14 protein-coding genes are annotated in these 18,840 nt (G+C 73.3%); 8 read left to right on the forward strand and 6 right to left on the reverse strand.

Annotated features, from left to right (window positions below; all coding sequences use genetic code 11):
• The first annotated feature begins 65 nt into the window (after positions 1–65).
• Entirely contained in the window at positions 66–1,451 is a 1,386-nt protein-coding gene (locus tag LCD33_RS17425) for a S28 family serine protease (protein ID WP_224978039.1), read from the forward strand.
• Positions 1,452–1,761: 310 nt separating this feature from the next.
• Here LCD33_RS17425 and LCD33_RS17430 read toward each other — a convergent pair whose 3' ends face one another.
• On the reverse strand, positions 1,762–2,889 hold the full coding sequence (locus LCD33_RS17430) for an acyltransferase (RefSeq protein WP_224956507.1): 1,128 nt from the start codon (positions 2,887–2,889) through the stop codon (positions 1,762–1,764).
• A gap of 334 nt (positions 2,890–3,223) precedes the next feature.
• Between LCD33_RS17430 and LCD33_RS17435 the strand changes: the two genes are divergently transcribed.
• Positions 3,224–4,108 carry an LLM class F420-dependent oxidoreductase gene (locus tag LCD33_RS17435; protein ID WP_224956506.1) on the forward strand — a complete coding sequence of 295 codons (885 nt, stop codon included), beginning with the start codon at positions 3,224–3,226 and terminating at the stop codon, positions 4,106–4,108.
• 129 nt (positions 4,109–4,237) lie between these two features.
• Here LCD33_RS17435 and LCD33_RS17440 read toward each other — a convergent pair whose 3' ends face one another.
• From LCD33_RS17440 to LCD33_RS17455, 4 genes are all read right to left on the reverse strand, one after another.
• Positions 4,238–5,089: an AIR synthase-related protein gene (locus LCD33_RS17440; protein WP_224956505.1), complete on the reverse strand. Its 852-nt coding sequence runs from the start codon at positions 5,087–5,089 to the stop codon at positions 4,238–4,240.
• Positions 5,090–5,130: 41 nt separating this feature from the next.
• A complete protein-coding gene (locus tag LCD33_RS17445; protein ID WP_224956504.1) occupies positions 5,131–5,772 on the reverse strand; it encodes a DUF6084 family protein in 642 nt (213 codons plus the stop codon).
• 214 nt (positions 5,773–5,986) lie between these two features.
• Positions 5,987–6,676, reverse strand: coding sequence for a response regulator (locus LCD33_RS17450; RefSeq protein WP_224978040.1), 690 nt, complete (start codon positions 6,674–6,676; stop codon positions 5,987–5,989).
• Entirely contained in the window at positions 6,673–8,244 is a 1,572-nt protein-coding gene (locus LCD33_RS17455; RefSeq protein ID WP_224956502.1) for an ATP-binding protein, read from the reverse strand. Before LCD33_RS17455 ends, LCD33_RS17450 begins: the two co-directional genes overlap by 4 nt.
• Positions 8,245–8,439: 195 nt before the next feature.
• On the opposite strand from LCD33_RS17455, the gene LCD33_RS17460 reads away from it, so the two are divergent.
• The 4 genes from LCD33_RS17460 to LCD33_RS17475 all read left to right on the forward strand — a co-directional run bounded on the left by LCD33_RS17460 (position 8,440) and on the right by LCD33_RS17475 (position 12,332).
• On the forward strand, positions 8,440–9,426 hold the full coding sequence (locus LCD33_RS17460) for a tripartite tricarboxylate transporter substrate binding protein (RefSeq protein ID WP_224978041.1): 987 nt from the start codon (positions 8,440–8,442) through the stop codon (positions 9,424–9,426).
• Positions 9,423–9,938, forward strand: coding sequence for a tripartite tricarboxylate transporter TctB family protein (locus LCD33_RS17465; RefSeq protein ID WP_224956499.1), 516 nt, complete (start codon positions 9,423–9,425; stop codon positions 9,936–9,938). Before LCD33_RS17460 ends, LCD33_RS17465 begins: the two co-directional genes overlap by 4 nt.
• A gap of 25 nt (positions 9,939–9,963) precedes the next feature.
• Entirely contained in the window at positions 9,964–11,472 is a 1,509-nt protein-coding gene (locus LCD33_RS17470) for a tripartite tricarboxylate transporter permease (RefSeq protein ID WP_224956528.1), read from the forward strand.
• Between the two features lie 110 nt (positions 11,473–11,582).
• Positions 11,583–12,332: a MerR family transcriptional regulator gene (locus tag LCD33_RS17475; RefSeq protein ID WP_224956498.1), complete on the forward strand. Its 750-nt coding sequence runs from the start codon at positions 11,583–11,585 to the stop codon at positions 12,330–12,332.
• Positions 12,333–12,485: 153 nt separating this feature from the next.
• Here the strand turns inward: LCD33_RS17475 and LCD33_RS17480 are convergent, their stop codons facing one another.
• A complete protein-coding gene (locus LCD33_RS17480) occupies positions 12,486–14,864 on the reverse strand; it encodes a Tex family protein (protein ID WP_374228504.1) in 2,379 nt (792 codons plus the stop codon).
• 186 nt (positions 14,865–15,050) lie between these two features.
• On the opposite strand from LCD33_RS17480, the gene LCD33_RS17485 reads away from it, so the two are divergent.
• Complete coding sequence (locus LCD33_RS17485) at positions 15,051–17,369, forward strand: AAA family ATPase (protein WP_224978043.1); 2,319 nt, start codon at positions 15,051–15,053, stop codon at positions 17,367–17,369.
• A gap of 236 nt (positions 17,370–17,605) precedes the next feature.
• Positions 17,606–18,811, forward strand: coding sequence for a GH25 family lysozyme (locus LCD33_RS17490; RefSeq protein ID WP_224967282.1), 1,206 nt, complete (start codon positions 17,606–17,608; stop codon positions 18,809–18,811).
• Positions 18,812–18,840 lie beyond the last annotated feature (29 nt).

Genomic DNA, 18,840 nt, shown 5'->3' on the forward strand with positions numbered 1-18,840 from the left:
TACCGCACCGCCCCCATCCCCACTAGGTTGGTCGCCGACGGTGATCAGCAGGGGGAGGGGCGCGGATGCGGATCCGGGGCTGGCTGTCGGTGCTCGCGGCGGGATGCGTGCTGCTGGCGGGAACACCGATCGCGGCGGCGGAACCCGCCGCCGACGAGCTGCGCGGCCGGCTGGAGGCGGTGCCCGGGCTCACCGTGCTCGGCGAACGGCCCACCGAACCCGGGTTCCGGCTGTTCGACCTCACCTACGCCCAGCCCGCCGACCACCGCGACCCGGCGGCCGGGGAGTTCCAGCAGCGCCTCACGCTGCTGCACCGCGACCTCGCGCGGCCCACGGTCCTCTACACCACCGGCTACAACCTGCCGGCGCAGGCGAGCCGCACGGAGCCGACCCGGCTGCTCGACGGCAACCAGGTGGCGATGGAGCACCGCTTCTTCACCCCGTCCCGCCCCGACCAGCCGGACTGGACGGACCTGAACATCTGGCAGGCCGCCACCGACGAGCACCGCGTCATCGAGGCGTTGCGCGCGGTCTACGCCGACCGCTGGGTCACCACCGGCGCCAGCAAGGGCGGCATGACCGCCGTCTACCACCGCCGGTTCTACCCGGAGGACGTGGACGCGACGATCGCGTACGTGGCGCCGAACGACGTCGTCAACGAGCACGATCGCTACGATGAGTTCCTCGCGAACGTCGGCGACGAGTCCTGCCGCGCCGCGCTGACGGCCGTGCAGCGGGACGCGCTGACCCGGCGCACCGAGCTGCGGGATCGGTACGCCGCCACCGCGGCCGCGGGAGGGTTCACGTTCGACCGCATCATGGGTGACGTGGACCGGGCGCTGGAAGCCGTGGTCGTCGACGCGCCGTTCGCGTTCTGGCAGTACCGGGGACAGCAGGACTGCGCGCAGATCCCGGCGCCCGGCGCGAGTCTCGACGACCTGTGGGAGTTCTTCGGGGTGACCTCCGACTTCTTCTCCTACACCGACCAGGGCCTCGACCCGTACGTGCCGTACTACTACCAGGCGGGCACCCAGCTGGGCTGGCCCGACGTGTCCGACGAGCCGCTCGCCGACCTGCTGCACAACCGCTCGATAGGGGAGCCGCGCAACTTCGTCCCGCGCGAGATCGACATGCGGTTCCGGCCGGGCGCGATGGCCGACGTCGCCGCGTGGGTCGCGTCGCAGGGCTCCGAGCTGATGTTCGTCAACGGCGAGGCCGACCCGTGGAGCGCGGAACCGTTCCAGCTCGGGCCGGGCAGCCGCGACTCCTACAGCTACCTGGTTCCGGGCGGCAACCACGGGTCCAAGATCGAGGGCCTGCCCCCGCAGCAGCGCGCCGCGGCCGCGGCGACGGTCCGCCGCTGGGCGGGCGTCGACCAGCAGCCGGCGCAGGCCCGCACCGCGCTGGACCGCGCGGCGGACTTCCCCCGCACGCCGCCGATGCTGCCCTGACCCGTCGCACCGGCTGGAACGGCCCACCGGCCCGGGCTCCCCGGGTGGTGGGCCGTTCGGCTGCGCGGACGCGGTGCTCGCGGTCAGGTGGTGCTGCGGCGGGCCGGTCCCGGCTCCAGCGTGGCAGTCACCGCCAGGTGCCCCGCCTCGCCGGGAGCCGCCAGGGGCCGCGGAGGAAGCTGGTCGGCCTCCCGGCAGCGGGTGCGCGACGCGGGCACGGCGAAAGCGGTACCGGTCCTAGGCATCGCGACGCCGGGAGGCCCGGAGAAGCCGGACGGAGGCGCCGCGCCGGGTGCGCGGCGCGCGATGCTCAGGCGGCGGCCTTGGCCGAGCTGCGCCGCGACGCGAGCCGGTCGTAGGTGGTCATCAGCCACTTGTGCGTCGGCCGCTCCACCAGCTTCGTCAACGCCCATCCCAGCAGCACCCCGTTCACCACGAACGCCAGCGTCTGCAAGGTCGGCCCCACCCCGAGGTCCTGCAACATCCGGGCCACCACGTAGCCCAAGGTCTGGTGCATCAGGAACACGCCGTAGGAGATGCCCGCGAACCACTGGATCGGCCGCCACGTCCACTTCGGCACCACGCGGTTCCAGTCCGGTCCGCGCGCGGTCAGCGCCACGGCCACCATGCCCACGCACACCGCCACCGTCGAGCCCCAGTCCGCGACCAGACCCTCCGGGGTCTCGGCGTAGTTGTGCAGCGCCTGGCCGAGCATGCAGGCCGCCAGCAGCAGCGCGAAGTGCGGGGTGCGGATCCGCTTGGTCGACCACATCCAGATCGCCACGCCCACCACGAACAGGTGCCAGCGGTGCATGCCGAAGCCGTCCACCACCATCCGGTACCACTCCGGCGGCTGGGAGACGCGCAGCGGCCACTGCGCGGCGGGGATGAGCACCGCGGCCCACAGCACCGCGATCAGGCGGCGGCCGTGCCCGTACCGGCTCGCGTACAGCATCGCGGCGGCGCTGAAGCCCATCAGCTGCAGCGGCACCGTCCAGTGCGAGCCGTCGATGTAGAAGTACTCCGAGGGGTGCCAGTTCCACAGCATCAGCAGGTTCGCCGCCAGGTCCTCGCCGGTCGGCGCGAACCAGCCCTCGATCGGCAGCAGCCGCAACCCCAGGTAGATCAGCACGACGGCGGCCAGGAACGGCGGCAGCAACCGCGCGATCCGGCCCCACCAGTACCGCAGCAGGGTTCCGCGGCCGATCGTCACGCACGCGAAGTACGCGGAGATGACCAGCAGCAGGCTCGCCCCGACCTGGTACGGGAAGACGACCTTGCGCGGGATCAGCTCGGGATGCAGGAACACGCTCAGGAACGTCGCGTGGTACAGCATGACCAACCCGACGCAGCCGGCCCGCACGACATCCCAGCTGATCTTGCGGTTGCTCCGCGTGCCCGAGCGAGCTCGTGCGGGCGCAGTGGTTCCTTCAGGCACGGCGCCACGTTACCAATCGCGGTTTTGCCCGTTGTGACCCAACCGCAGGACAAGTGCCATCCGTTGGAGTGATCAGCGACATCCCGTGCGGAAGTTGACCTTCAGCGCGCGGGAGATCCGAGACTGGCCGCACCCCGTCACCCGTCCCACGAGCGGGTGAACGGTGGCGGACGGTGAGCGGAACACGACGCGCGCGACCTCCGCACGCCGAGGAGGAGGACCGCCTGAACCCGACCGGAACGGGTGAGCATCGGGCTCGCCCGTTCCGGACTGGGAACAAGCGCACGCGACGGGTGGTTGGGGCGGGGGAACGCCGAGCTGGAGGAGGAGCACGATGGCCATCGCCGTAGGACGGGTCGGCTTGTGGACCGGGGCCCCGACGTGGGACCTGGAGAACGCGGAGCACCGGGAAGCCGTCGCCGAACTGGACGCGCTCGGGTACGGGACGCTGTGGCTCGGCATGGCCCCGGGTGACCTCCAGCTCGTGCAGGGGCTGCTGGAGCGGACCAAGAAGCTCGTCGTCGCCACCGGCATCACCAACATCTGGACCCACGAGGCCGCCGACATCGGCGCCGCCTACCAGCGCGTCGACCGCGCCGCCCCCGGTCGCGCGCTCGTCGGGCTCGGCACCAGCCACGCCCCCATCGTCGAGCGGACCGGGCAGACCTACGCGAAGCCGTTCAGCAAGCTGCGCTCCTTCGTCGACGAGCTCGACGCCGCACCCGAACCGCTGCCCGTGCAGGCCCGGGTGCTGGCCGCGCTCGGTCCGAAGGCGCTGCGGCTCGCCGGGGAGCGGTCCGCCGGGGCGCACCCGTACCTCACGACCCCCGAGCACACCGCGTGGGCGCGCGAGGTCCTCGGCGACGGCCCGCTGCTCGCGCCCGAGCAGAAGGTGGTGCTCGAAACCGATCCGGCGAAGGCGCGCGAGATCGCCCGCACCGGGGCAGCGCCCTACCTGGCGCTGCCGAACTACCTGAACAACCTGCGCCGCCTCGGCTACACCGGCGAGGACTTCGGCGACGGCGGCAGCGACCGCCTCATCGACGCCCTCGTCGCCTGGGGCGACCTCGACGCCATCGCCGCCCGGGTCCGCACCCACCACGACGCCGGGGCCGACCACGTCGCCGTGCAGGTGCTCACCGGACGTTCGCCGCTGGACCGGGGGACGGTCCTGCCCCGGGAGCAGTGGCGCGAGCTGGCCCCGGTCCTCCTCGGCTGAGCCCCGCCGCCTCGTCAAGCCGCCGCCCCGCCGTCCTGCCGGGCCGCGCGGGGCGGGGTCGCCCGCTGCGGACCCCGCCTCCGCGAGCGGCGGCTCGGCGCCCGCGCCGCCGGTCCGGAACCGAGGTGGTCAGGCGGCCGGTCCGGTCGCGGGGTCCGCGAGGTGGCCGATGCGGGCGGCGGCCGGGCCCTGGGGGTGCGCGCGCATGGCGGCGAGCGCCGCGGCGGCTTCGCGGGGATCGACCACGACGAGGAGCCGACCCGCGCAGGCCGCGTGCAGCGGGTCGGTGTCCAGCAGCTCCGCCGCCCGGCGCACCTCCGGCCGCACCGGCACCGCGGCCCGCTCCAGCAGCACCCGCACGGCCGCGGCCCGCGCGATCTCGTCCAGCGCGGCGGCCACCCCGCCGCCGGTCACGTCCCGCAGCACCCGCACGCCGGGGGTCGCCGCCAGCACCGCCGCGACCAGCCCGTGCAGCGGGGCGGTGTCCGAGACGACGCCCGCACCGAGCGCGACGCCGATCCCGTGGTCCCCGACCGGCCCGCTGATCAGCACCTCGTCCCCGGGCCGCGCACGGGCGGCGCCGAGCCGGTGGGCCCCGGCCGTCGCGCCCACCCCCGTCGTGTCGATCGCGCAGCCGTGGACCCGTCCGCGCTCGACCACCGACGCCCCGCCGGCGGCGATCCGCACGCCCGCCGCTGCGGCCGCCGCCACCACGGCCCGCGCCACCCGCCGCAGCTCCGCGACCGGAAACCCCACCTCGACCGCGAACCGCGCCGACACCGAGCGGGGTGCGGCACCGGCGACCGCGAGCCCGTTCGCGGTGCCGTTGACCGCCAGGTCGCCGATGCTCCCGCCGGGGAAGAACAGCGGTGCGCAGGAGAACGAATCGGTGACCAGCACGGGCCCCCGGCACGGCGGCGCGGCCGGCGCACCGCCGAACTCCGCGCGCAGCACCGCCGCGGCGAGCGCCGGACCGGACACCACGGAACCCCGCCGGGGGAGGACGCGTTCACCGCGGCCGCTCACCGCTCCGGCCGCCCGAGCAGCTCGTCCAGCGTCGCACCGCGCTCCGGCCGCGGGCGGTGCTCGTCGAGGCGGGGCCGGGAGAGCCTGCGCCGCGGTGGCCCGGCGACCGCGGCGTGCCACAGCGCGGCGGGCAGCGCGAACGCGGCCACCGCGGACCGGGACAGCCGGGCGGCGTGCAGCGTCCCGGCCGCGCCGAGGTAGAACAGCGTTCCGCCGAACCGGAACTCCAGCGGAACCTCCCCGTCCCGCACCGCGTGGAAGTACTGGGCGGCCACCGGATCCGCGGCGCACGCCACCGGCAGGCCGGCGCCGGTGCTGCCGAGGAACGGGCCGACGACCGTGCTCACCCGGCCCCACGGCAGCGCGCGCATCGTGGTGGACCACTGGTCGGGGGTGCCGAAGACCTCGGCCAGCCGGATCGCCTCCGCGGTGTCGTAGCGGCGCCGGGCCGGGACGATCCGCACCGCCGCGGACAGGCTGATCGAGCGGACCCGGACCTCCGGCGGCGCGTCCACGGCGAGCTGGAACCGCAGCGCGGGGCCCGATCCGGAACGGGCGGGTTCGGCGGCGACCACGGTGAACGCGGGTTCCGGGGCGGGCCCGGTGGCGCCGGGCAGGTCCTCGGACACCGCGGTCACGCCGTGCCCGCCTCGGTGAGCGTCATCCCGCAACCTCCCAGCGCCTCGACCACGCCGCAGTCTCGGCCGCCGAGCACCCACCCGCAACGCAGGCCCCGCCACCGGGCGAACCCCGGCCGGGGCGGACCGGCGGCCCCGGGCCCGCTCACCGGCGGTCGTTGAGCGCCGGCCACCCGCACGCCGTCGGCTCCGCCGAGCAGGACGACGGCCCGGATCAGAGCCAGCGGTAGCGGCGTTCCGGGCGGCCGGTGCCGCCGTAGCGCAGCCGCACCTCGGCGCGCCCGGTGTCCACGAAGTGCTCCAGGTACTTGCGCGCCGACACCCGGGACAGCTCGGCGAGCCCCGCGCACTCGGTCGCCGACAGGTCCTCGCCGCCGCCCGCTGCCTCGCGCAGCACCCGTTCCACGACCCCCGCCGTTTCGCTCGCCAGCCCCTTCGGCGTCACCACCGGCCGCGGGGGGGCGCCGAAGAGCCGGTCCACGTCCTGCTGCGCGGCGGGGGCGTCCCCGGGCAGTTCGCTGAGCCGGTCGTGCAGCGCCCGGAAGTGCTCCAGCTGCTCGCGCAGCGCGTCGAAGCTGAACGGTTTGATCAGGTAGTGCAGCGCCCCGCCGCGCACCGCGCCGCGCACCGTGTCCAGGTCGTGCGCCGCGCTGATCACCAGCACGTCCGGCTCGGCCGACGGCCGCGCCCCGGTGCGCATCGAGCGCAGCACGCTCAGCCCGTCCACGTCCGGCAGGTAGATGTCCAGCAGCACCAGGTCGGGTCGCAGCCGCTCCACCTCGCGCAGCGCCTCCGCGCCGGTGTGCGCGACGCCGACCACCTCGAACCCGGGGACGCGGTCCACGTAACCGCTGTGGATCTTCGCGACCATGAAGTCGTCGTCGACGACCAGCACCGTGATCACCTGGTCACCTCCGCGTCCAGCGGCAGCCGTGCGGTGAACACGGCGCCGTGCTCGTTGCGGACCTGCACCGATCCGCCGCGGCGGCGGCAGATCCGCCGGGTCAGCGCCAGGCCGAGCCCGCGGTCGCCGTCCCGGGCCGCCTTCGTGCTGAAGCCGTGCCGGAAGACCTCCTCGACGATCTCCGGCGCCACTCCCGGGCCGGAGTCCCGCACGACCAGCGTCACCACGTCGCCCGCGTGCCGCAGGTCCACTTCGATCCGGTCGTCACCGGAGGCGCCGTCCACCGCGTCCAGCGCGTTGTCCACCAGGTTCCCCAGCACCGTGGTGACGTCCGCGGACAGCTGCTCGTCGAGCTCGCCGAGCGCGCTGCCCTCGCTCAGCCGCAGGCCCACCCCGCGTTCGGCGGCGAGGCTGGCCTTCGCGATCAGCAGCGCCGCGGTCGCCGGGTCGGCGATGCGGGAGGAGACCTCCGCCTGCCACTGGCCGCGGCGGTGGCTGATCCGGTCCACGAACCGCGCCAGTTCCTCGTGCTCGCCGAGTTCGAGCAGCCCGGAGATGGTGTGCAGCCGGTTGCTGAACTCGTGCGCCTGCGCCCGCAGCGTGTCGGTGGTGGTGCGGTGCGCGGCCAGTTCTTCCCGCAGGTCCACCAGTTCCGTCCGGTCCCGCATGGTGATCACGGCGCCGACCGTGGAGATCGGCATGCGGTTGAGCACCACCACGCGTCCGCGGCGCAGCACGATCTGGTCGACGCCGGAGGTGCGGCCGGTGAGCACGTCCCGCGCCCGGTCGTTGAGATCCAGGGCGTCGATCCGGCTGCCCACGCAGTCCGCGGGCAGCGACAGCAGCTCGCGGGCCTGGTCGTTCACCAGCGTGATCCGGTCCTGCTGGTCCACGCCCAGCACGCCTTCCCGGATGCCGTGCAACATCGCCTCCCGGTGCTCCACCAGCCGCGTGATCTCCTGCGGTTCCAGGCCGAGCGTCTGGTGCTTCACCCGCCGCGCCAGCAGGATCGAGCCGGCCACGGCCAGGAACGTCGCGAACGCCAGCAGCACCAGCGGATCACCGGGCGCGCGGCGGATGCCCGCGAAGAAGTCGGGAGTCTCGCGTCCCGCCGCGACCACGCCGATGATGCGGGCGTCGTCGCCGATCACCGGCACGTGCGCCACCAGCGAGTCGACGCCGTCGGCGCCGCGCACGTCCCCGACCCAGGCCTGGCCGCGCAGCGCGGTGCTCGCGCCCATCGGCAGCGGTTGCCCGCGCTGCCCGGGATCCGGTGAGGTCAGCACCACGCCCCGGCCATCGGTGATGATCACCTGGTCGGCGCCGGAGAGGCTGCGCGCGCTCTCCGCGAAGATCGGCAGCGCGTCCCGGTTCACCGGGTCCTGCAGGCTCAGCCGCACCCCGCCGGTCGCGGCGAGGTCTTCGGCCACCGACAGCATCCGCCTGCCCTCGGTGGCGCGGAACGCGGCGTTGGACTGCGACACCGAGAACACCGCGACCGAGGCCAGCAGCACCAGGATGATCGCCAGCTGCCAGCCGAGGAGCTGGCGCGAAAGCGGTCCGCGCATCCTCCACCTCCCTCGCCGCGTCGCGTGGTCCGACCGACGCTAACCCGCTGACCTGCGTCGGCGGGTGGAAGGGTGGCTTCGGAACGGTGACACAACGAACACAACCACCGTTAGGTTCGCAAGGAGGACATCGCACACCCCGCCGTGCAGCATGATCCGGGTCACTTCCCACCACAACGGAGAGGCGGGATCCCCGTGCGCCTGCGCAGCGCGCTGTCCGTGGCCGCATCCCTGCTGCTCGTGCTGCTGGTGCCACCCCTGGTGAGCACCGGTTCCGGCGACGAGACCGAACAGCAGATCCGCGGCCTGCGGATGCTGGTGCCGAACTCGCCGGGCGGCGGCTACGACATCACCGCCCGCACCGCCGTGAAGGCGATGGAGGACGCGAAGCTCAACGGCAACGTCGAGGTGTTCAACCTGCCCGGCGCGGGCGGCACCGTCGGCCTCGGCCGCGTCGTCGGCGAACGGGGCAACGGCAAGCTCGCCATGTCCATGGGCCTCGGCGTCGTCGGCAGCGTCTACACCAACCACTCGCCGGTGTCCCTGCAGGACACGACCCCGGTCGCGAAGCTCGTCGAGGAACCCGAAGTGGTCGTCGTCGCGAAGGATTCGCCGTACCGGACGTTCGACCAGCTCGTCGCGGACTGGAAGCGCGATCCGGGGCAGACGCCCGTCGGCGGCGGTTCCTCGCCCGGCGGGCCCGACCACCTGGCGCCGATGCTCATCGCCAAGGCCATCGGGCTCAGCCCGAAGCAGGTCAACTACGTGCCGTTCGACGGCGGTGGCGAACTGCTGGCGTCGGTGCTCGGCGGCAAGGTCGACTTCGGCGTCTCCGGGATCGGCGAGTACCGCGACCAGGTCGAGGCCGGGGAGCTGCGGGTGCTCGCGGTGACCGGACCGGACCGGCTGCCCGGGGTGGACGCGCCGACGCTGCGCGAAGCCGGGCTGGACGTGCTGTTCACCAACTGGCGCGGCATCGTCGCCCCGCCCGAGCTGTCCGAAGTGGACCGGGCGAAGCTCGTCGGCCTGTTCACCCGGCTCAACGGGTCCCCGGAGTGGCAGGAGGCGATGCGCCGCAACGGCTGGACGCCCGCGTTCCAGCCCGGCCCGGAGTTCGGCCGCTTCCTGGAGCAGGAGAACGACCGCGTGGTCTCGGTGCTGGAGGAGTTGGGGCTGGCATGAACACCACCGGAACCTCCCGCAGGCAGTGGCTCAAGGACCACTCCGAACTCGGCATCTGCGTGCTGCTGGCCGCGCTCGGCGTCGTCGTGCTCGTGGACGCCGCCACCATCGCCACCGACTTCACCCAGCGCGGACCGATCGGCCCGAAGACGGTGCCGTTCCTCGTCGGCGGGCTGCTGCTCGTCGTGGCCGCCCTGCTCGCCCGCGACGTGCTCCGCGGCGGACGCGGCTCGGCCGAGGCGGGCGAGGACGTCGACCTGGACGCACCCAGCGACTGGCGCACGGTGCTGCTGCTGACCGCGGCGTTCCTCGCGAACGCCGTGCTGATCAACATCATCGGATTCCCGCTGTCCGGGATGATCCTGTTCTGGGGCTCCGCGTACGCGCTGGGCAGCCGGAACCCGGTGCGCGACCCGCTGATCTCCGCGGTGCTCTCCGTCGCCACCTACGTCGTGTTCGACCAGCTGCTCGGTGTGCCCCTGCCCGGCGGACCGCTGATGGGGGTGCTGTGAAGTGGAATCCTCGTTCGACCTGCTGATGCAGGGGTTCGCGACCGCGCTGACGCCGATGAACCTGGTGTGGGCCGCGTTGGGCGTGCTGCTGGGCACCGCCATCGGCGTGCTGCCCGGCATCGGCCCGGCGATGGCCGTAGCGCTGCTGCTGCCCGTCACCTACGCGCTGGAACCGACCGGGGCGTTCATCATGTTCGCCGGCATCTACTTCGGCGGCATGTTCGGCGGCTCCACCACCTCCATCCTGCTGAACACGCCGGGGGAGAGCGCCGCCGTCGTCGCCGCCATGGAGGGCAACCCGATGGCCCGCAAGGGCCGCGGATCGCAAGCCCTGGCCGCCGCCGCCATCGGGCACTTCATCGGCGCCGTCATCGGCATCACGCTGCTCACCCTGCTGGCCCCGACGGTCGCCTCGGCGGCGGTGAACATCGGTGCGCCGGACTACCTGGCGGTGATGGTGCTCGCGTTCATCGCGGTCACCTCGGTGCTGGGCAACTCCCGGATCCGCGGGTTCGCCTCGCTGCTGATCGGTCTCACCATCGGGCTGATCGGCCTGGACGAGATGACCGGGCAGCAGCGGCTCACCTTCGGGCTGCTGTCGCTGGCCGACGGCATCGACGTGGTCATCGTCGCGGTCGGGTTGTTCGCCATCGGCGAGTCGCTGTGGGTTGCCGCGCACCTGCGCCACACCTCCGGCAAGCCGATCCCGGTGGGGCGGCCGTGGCTCGGCAAGGACGACCTGCGGCGCTCCTGGAAGCCGTGGCTGCGCGGTCCGCTGATCGGCTTCCCGTTCGGCGCGATCCCCGCCGGTGGCGCGGAAATCCCCACCTTCCTGTCCTACGTCACCGAGAAGCGGTTGTCCCGCAACCGGCACGAGTTCGGCAAGGGCGCCATCGAAGGTGTCGCCGGGCCGGAGGCCACGGCCAGCGCCTCCGCTGCCGGGACCATGGTCTCGATGCTGACGCTGGGCCTGCCGACCACGGCGGTCGCGGCGGTCATGCTCGCCGCGTTCCAGCAGTACGGCATCCAGCCGGGACCGCTGCTGTTCCAACGCGAATCGGACCTGGTGTGGGCGCTGATCGCCAGCATGTTCATCGGCTCGGTGCTGCTGCTGGTGCTGAACCTGCCGCTGGCACCGGTGTGGGCGAAGCTGCTGCAGATCCCGCGGCCCTACCTGTACGCGGGCATCCTGTTCTTCGCCAGCATCGGGGCGTACGCCGTCGGTGGGTCTTCGCTGGACCTGCTGGTGCTGTTCATCATCGGGCTCATCGGGTTCGCGATGCGCCGCTACGGGCTGCCGGTGCTGCCCGCGATCATCGCGGTGATCCTGGGGCCGACCGCCGAGCAGCAGATGCGGCGCGCGTTGCAGATCAGTGACGGTCAGGTCACCGGTCTGATCAACACCCCGTTCTCCATCGGGGTCTACGCCGTGGTCCTGCTGATCCTGGCGTGGCCGCTGCTGGCCCGCTTCCTGCCCCGCCGCCAGGTGGCTGAGCAGGGCGGCGAGCGGGAGGAGGAGCGGGCGGAGGTCTAGCGACCCCGGAACGATCTCCGCTCCCGACGGAGGTCCGCGCCGCACCCCCGGCCGCGCGGACCTCCGTCACCCGCCCCCGAACGATCATCGGACGAACTACACTCCGGCTGGTGGCCGAATACCGGATCGACGACCTGGCCCGCGCCGCGGGCACCACGGTGCGCAACGTGCGGGTCTACCAGGACCGGGAGCTGCTGCCCGCGCCCCGCCGCGAAGGGCGGCTGGCGATCTACTCCGACGCGCACCTGGTCCGCCTCCGGATGATCATCAACATGCTGGGCCGCGGCTACGCGTTCGCGCAGATCCGCGAGATGCTCTCGGCGTGGGAATCGGGGCGCAGCCTCGCCGACGTGCTCGGCCTCGAAGAGGTCATGGGGGAGTCGTGGGCGGAGCAGTCGCCGCGCGTCTACTCGCTGTCGCAGCTGCGCGAGATGTTCCGCGGCCAGCTCAACCAGCAGAACATCCGCCGGGCCATCGAGCTGGGCCTGCTGGAGCGGTGGGGTGCCCGGTTCGTCGCGCCCAGCCCGCAGCTGCTCGACGCGGGCAGCGAACTGGTGCGGCTCGGAGTGCCGCTCGCCGAGGTCCTCGAACTCGCCGAGCAGCTGCAGTCCGATGTGGACCACGTCTCCGAGGCGCTGGTGTCGCTGGTGCGCACCCACGTCCTCGCCCCCGCGGACACCGCCTGGGACGACTCGGAGGTGCAGCGCTACACCGAGGTGGTGCGGCGGCTGCGGCCGCTGGCGATGTCCGCGCTGAACGCGGCGGCGGCCCGGTCCGCGGAACGCGTCATCCCCGACATCCTCGGCGACCGGCTCGTCGCCCTGCTGCGGGACGAGGAGGACCCCGGCGCCGCAGGGTGATCCGCCGTCCTCGCGGGGGCACGGCTGAGAACCCGCCGGTGGTCGGCCTGCGAACCCGGTCGGCGGCGCAGCGGTTCCGCCGCTGACGAGGAACGGTCGCGCGGACCGCGCGGCACTCCGGGGTGGAGCGCCGCGCGGTGCTCGCGAACCCGCTCAGCGGTTGTTGAAGCCGGCGCGGCGCAGCGCGTCCGCCATCGCCCCGCCCGCGGGAGCGGAGTCGCGCTTGCGCTGACCGCCGCCCTTGCCGCCACGGCCGTTCCCGCCGCCACCGTTACCGCCACCACGGCCGTTCCCGCCGCCACCACCGGGGCGACCGCCGCGGCGCTCGCCGGAGCTCTGGCCGCCGGAGCTCTGACCGCGCTCGGCGCCGACCTCGTCGTCCAGCCGCAGCGTCAACGAGATCCGCTTCCGCGGGACGTCGACGTCGAGGACCTTCACCTTCACCACGTCGCCGGACTTCACCACGTCGTGCGGGTCGTTGACGAAGTTCTTCGACATCGCCGAGACGTGCACCAGGCCGTCTTGGTGGACCCCGACGTCCACGAACGCGCCGAACGCGGCCACGTTCGTCACGACGCCCTCCAGCCGCATCCCCGGCTGCAGGTCGCCGATCTTCTCCACGCCGTCGGCGAAGGTCGCCGTCTTGAACGTCGGCCGCGGGTCGCGCCCCGGCTTCTCCAGCTCGGAGAGGATGTCGGTGACCGTCGGCAACCCCACCGAGTCGTCGACGAAGTCGGCGGGCTTGATGCCGCGCAGCACCCGCTCGTTGCCGATCAGCGCGCCCAGCTCGGCGCCGGTCGACTCCAGGATGCGCCGCACCACCGGGTAGGACTCGGGGTGCACGCTGGAGGAGTCCAGCGGGTCGTCGCCGTCGGGGATGCGCAGGAAGCCCGCGCACTGCTCGAACGCCTTCGGCCCGAGCCGCGCCACGTCCTTGAGGCCCTTGCGGGAGCGGAACGGCCCGTTGCCGTCGCGGTGCGCCACGATGTTCTCGGCGAGTCCCTCGCCGATGCCGGACACGCGGGTCAGCAGCGGCACCGATGCGGTGTTCACGTCCACGCCCACCGCGTTCACGCAGTCCTCCACCACCGCGTCCAGCGAGCGGGACAGCTTCGTCTCGGTGATGTCGTGCTGGTACTGCCCGACGCCGATCGACTTCGGGTCGATCTTGACCAGCTCGGCCAGCGGGTCCTGCAACCGGCGCGCGATGGACACCGCGCCGCGCAGCGACACGTCCAGCTCCGGCAGCTCCCGGGACGCGTAGGCGGACGCCGAGTACACCGAGGCGCCGGCCTCGGACACCGAGATCTTCGTCAACCCCAGGTCCGGGTGCCGCTTGATCAGGTCGGCGGCGAGCCGGTCGGTCTCGCGGGAGGCGGTGCCGTTGCCGATGGCGATCAGGTCCACGCCGTGCGCCCGGGCCAGCTTCTCCAGCGAGGCCAGCGCCTGGTCCCAGCGCTGCTGCGGCTGGTGCGGGTAGATGGTGTCGGTGGCCACCAGCTTGCCGGTGCCGTCGACCACGGCGACCTTCACCCCGGTGCGGAAGCCCGGGTCCAGGCCCATCGTGGCGCGGGTGCCCGCCGGGGCGGCCAGCAGCAGGTCCCGCAGGTTCGCCGCGAACACCCGCACCGCCTCGTCCTCGGCGGCCTGCCGCAGCCGCAGCCGCAGGTCGATGCCCAGGTGGGTCAGGATGCGGGTGCGCCACGCCCAGCGGACCACCTCGCCGAGCCAGCGGTCGGCGGGCCTGCCCAGGTCGGAGATCTCGAAGCGCCGCGCGATCTCCCGCTCGTACGGGGTGGGGCCCTCCTGCTCGCTGCCGTCGTCGGGTTCCAGGCCGAGGTCCAGGACCTCTTCCTTCTCCCCGCGGAACAGCGCCAGGATGCGGTGCGAGGGCAGCTGCTCGAACGGCTCGTCGAACTCGAAGTAGTCGGCGAACTTCGCGCCCTCGTCCTGCTTGCCCTCGCGCACCCGCGACGTCACCCGGCCGTGGGTCCACATGCGTTCGCGCAGCTCGCCCACCAGGTCGGCGTCCTCGGAGAAGCGCTCCACGAGGATCGACCGGGCGCCCTCCAGCGCCGCGCCCGCGTCGGCCACGCCCTTGTCGGCGTCGACGTACTCGGCGGCGCGGGCCTGCGGGTCCTGCTCGGGGTCCGACAGCAGCAGGTCGGCGAGCGGTTCGAGCCCGGCCTCCCGCGCGATCTGGCCCTTGGTGCGCCGCTTCGGCTTGTACGGCAGGTAGATGTCCTCCAGGCGGGCCTTCGAGTCGGCCGCGTTGATGCGGGCCTCCAGCTCGGCGTCGAGCTTGCCCTGCGAGCGGATCGACTCCAGCACCGTGCTGCGCCGCTCCTCCAGCTCGCGCAGGTAGCGCAGCCGCTCCTCCAGGGTGCGCAGCTGCGCGTCGTCGAGCCCGTCGGTGGCCTCCTTGCGGTACCGCGCGACGAACGGCACCGTGGCGCCGCCGTCGAGCAGGCCGACGGCGGCCTCGACCTGCCGCTCCCGCACGCCGAGCTCCTCGGCGATCCTCTGATGCACAGCCGTCGTCACGATGTCCCGACACCTCTCCTGATCTCCGCCCAGAACCGTCCGTGCATTCTGCCCGACGTCCCGATCAAGCCCGCCCGGTGCGCGCGTCGGCGTGTCGGCACGGCCCGTGGCCTGCGGTTCCGCACCCGGTGCGGTGGGCCGCGGGGGCATACGCTCGGCGCGGGAGGTGGGCACGTGGAAGCTGCGGACGTCACGCGTGGCTCCCGGGGCAGGCTGCCTCCCGAGACGACGAGCTTCATCGGCAGGCGCCGGGAGCTCGCCGAGGCTCGCAGGCAGATGTACTCGGGACGGCTGCTCACGCTCACCGGACCGGCCGGGGTCGGCAAGAGCAGGCTGGCGCTGCGCCTGGCGCGCAAGCTGCGCCGGGCCTACCCGGACGGGGTGGTGCTGGTCGGGCTCTCTGACGTGCAGGACCCGGCCCTGCTGCCGCAGACCGTCGCCGCCGCGCTCGGCGGCAGGCCGGGCCCCGGCAACCCCGCCGAGGGCCTGGTGTCCCGGCTCCGCGGCGAACGGGTGCTGATCATCCTCGACGACTGCGACCACGTGCTCGGCGCGGCCGCCCGGCTGGCGCGCGAGCTGCTCACCGAGCACGAGCACGTGCACGTGCTGGCCACCAGCAGGCAGGCGCTGGGCGTGGCGGGGGAGCTGGTGCTGCCGGTGGCGCCGCTGTCGCTGCCCGCCGAGACCGACGCGCCCGACCGCGCCTACGGCGACGTGTTCGCCGACGCGGTCAGCCTGTTCACCGACCGGGCCGCCGCCGTCGTTCCCGGCTTCCGCCTCGACGAGGGGAACCGGGACGCGGTGGTGCGGATCTGCCGCAGGCTGGACGGGATGCCGCTGGCCATCGAACTCGCCGCCGCCCAGCTCGGCGAATCCACGCCCGAGGAGGTGCTGGACCGGCTCGACGACCGGTTCGCCCTGCTCACCAGCGGGGACCAGCCTTCCAGGGACGAGGCGCTGGAGGAGTCCATCGGCTGGAGCTTCGGGTTGTGCACCCCGGGCGAGCAGCTGCTGTGGGCGCGGTTGTCCTGCTTCGTCGGCGAGTGGGACGCGGCCGCCGTCCGGGAAGTGTGCTGCGACGAACGGCTCACCGCGACCGACGTGGACGAGGCGCTGGACGTGCTGGTGTCCAAATCGGTGGTGGTGCGCGAGCACGACGAGATGGCGCGCACCGACTACTACCGCATGTTCGACAGCATCCGGGAGTTCGGCCTGTCCCGGCTGCACGACACCGGCGAGGAGGCCGCCGTCCGCGCCCGGCACGCCGTCTGCTTCCACCGGCTCGCCGACCGCTACAGCAACGAGGTGTTCGGGCCGCGCCAGCTGGAGTGGATCCACCACATGATCCACGTGCACCCGAACCTGCGGCTGGTCCTGGAACACGACCTCGCCGACCCGGAGCGGGCGCGGGTGGCGGCGGCGACCGCGGCGAAGCTGTGGTCGTTCTGGTTCTCCGGCAACGCGTTGCGGGAGGGGTACGAGTGGCTGCGGAGCTCGGTGGCGGCGGTGCCCGAGCCCGTCGCCGAACGCGCCGACTGCCTGTCCACGCTGGCGTTCCTCGCGCTGCACGTGGGTGACCTCGACGCGGCGGAGACCGCGCTGGCCGAGGCCGTCGAGATCGCCGAGCGGATCGGGGACCGCGGGCTGCAGGCGAGGGTGGACGGCACCCGGGGCATGGTGGTGATGCTCCGCGGGCGGCTGGACGAGGCGGCCGGCTACCTGGAGCGCGCCGCGATCGGCAACACCGCCACCGGGAACCTGTTCGGCTACACCAACGCGATGATCCTGCTGGCCTGCCTCGGGTTCTACCGGCACGACCCGCGCGGCGCCGAATCGGCCGCCGAGTGCCTGCGGCTGTGCGAGACGTTCGGGGCGCCGTGGACCAAGAGCTACGTGCTGTGGGTGGTGTCCCTGCACCGCTGGCGCGGCGGCGACCCGCGGGAGGCGTCGCTGCTGATCCAGCAGGCGATCCGGTTGCAGCAGCTGGCCCACGACCTGGCCGGCCTCGGCGTGTACCTGGAGGTGCTGTCCTGGTGCGCCACCTCCACCGGCCAGCCGCGGCGGGCGGCGCGGCTGATGGGGGCCTCGGAGGCGCTGCGCAAGGCCAACGGCGGCGAGATGGGCGACTCGGTGTACTTCGACGACTACGACGCGGTGGCGATGGCGTGGGCGTGGCAGGTGCTCGGCGAGGAGGAGTTCCGGGCCGCCACCCGCGAGGGCGCCGGGTGGGAGCTGCCGGAGATGGTCGCCTACGCGCTCGGCGAAGGCGGCTCCCCGCCCGAGGTGCCGTTCGGCGCGGGGGTGGCCGAGCTGTCGCCGCGGGAGGTGGAGACGGCGGTGCTGCTCGCGGCCGGGATGACCGCGGCGGAGATCGCCGAGCGGCTCGGCGTCGAACCGCTGGCCGGGGAGGTGGAGGCCGAGCAGGTGCTGGAGCAGCTCGGCTTCGCCGACCGGGACGAGCTCGCCGGCTGGGTCCGGCGGCGCTCCGCGTAACGATCGGGGTCGTCCGATAGGGTGATGGCGCGCCGGTCGATCGTACGGTCCGGTGGCCCTCCGGAGCGGCTCGCCGAGTTCCCCCGGAAGTGAGCCACCTCTCCGGATCGCCCGGGAATTTGCACCGTGGGTGACGGACCGCCGGGGTGGCGGTGGCCTGAAGAGCCGGAACCAGGTACCTCCCTACGTAGAAACCGCGATGCACGTACACGCTCCGTTCCGGAGTGTGGGTCCACGTGACACCCCCCGATCGACACGAGAACCCCGAGACCCCGACCCCCGAGAACCAGACCCCCGAGACGACGCGGGCCGCTTCGGCGAACAGCAACGCATGGCGGGACACGGCATTGGGCGCCGACCGCGCGGTGCGTTCCGGTGTGGACCGGGTGCGGCCCTACGCCCACCAGGTCTGGCAGAAGATCCTGCCGCTGCTGCGCCGGCTGTGGCTGGCGGTGCTGCCGCTGCTGAGCAAGGCGCGGAACTCCACCGCCGGTCGCCGCGTCGAGCAGACCGTCGGACCCTGGGCCGACCGCGCCGCCGCGAAGTTCCGCGAGCAGGGCCACGGCGGGCAGCACCGCACCCAGCAGCCGCGGCTGCGGGCCATGAAGGCCGGTGCCGGACTCGCCGCGCTGGGCGTGGTGGGCGTCGCGGTGCTCAGCGTGAGCACCGGTACGCACGACGACGTCCGCGCCGCCGCGCACGTGGACGACATCCCCGCGTCCTCGAACCAGGCCGGTCAGAACCCGGCGGACCTGTTCGACGAGACCCCCGACGACGACTCCGACGAGGACTCGGGCCCGGTGCCCGGCCCGCCCGCCAAGGGCATCGACGTCTCGAACCACAACGGATCCGTGGACTGGAAGAAGGTCGCCGCGTCCGGGCAGAACTTCACGTTCGTGCTCGCCACCGACGGCACCGACTTCACCAGCCCGAAGTACGCCGAGCAGTACCACGGCGCGAAGGACGCCGGCCTGCTGGCCGCGCCGTACCACTTCGCCCGCCCCGACGAGTCCGCCGAGGCGCAGGCCGACAAGCTGCTGAAGGTGGCCGACTACCAGCGGGACGGCAAGAGCCTGCCCCCGGTGCTCGACCTGGAGGTCGACCCGTCCGGTGGTGGCTGCTACGGCCTGTCCGTGCCGGAGATGCACGAGTGGACCGACACCTTCACGGGCAAGGTGAAGGCCGAGACCGGGACCGACCCGATCATCTACGCCAACCCCTCGTTCTGGAACGAGTGCATGGGCGGCACCGACAGCTACTCGGACCACCCGCTGTGGCTCGCCTCCTACGGCGTCGACGAGCCCACCGTGCCCAAGGGCTTCAAGGACTGGAACTTCTGGCAGTACACCGAGGACGGCACCGTCTCCGGCGTGAACGGCTCGGTCGACCAGAACCACTTCCAGGGCAGCGTCGGCGACCTGAAGAAGCTGGCCGAGGACTGATCCCCCGGGCGCGGGCCGTTCCCCCGAAC

Source organism: Saccharopolyspora sp. 7B, assembly GCF_020177435.1.
GTDB classification, from domain to species: Bacteria; Actinomycetota; Actinomycetes; order Mycobacteriales; family Pseudonocardiaceae; genus Saccharopolyspora_C; species Saccharopolyspora_C gregorii.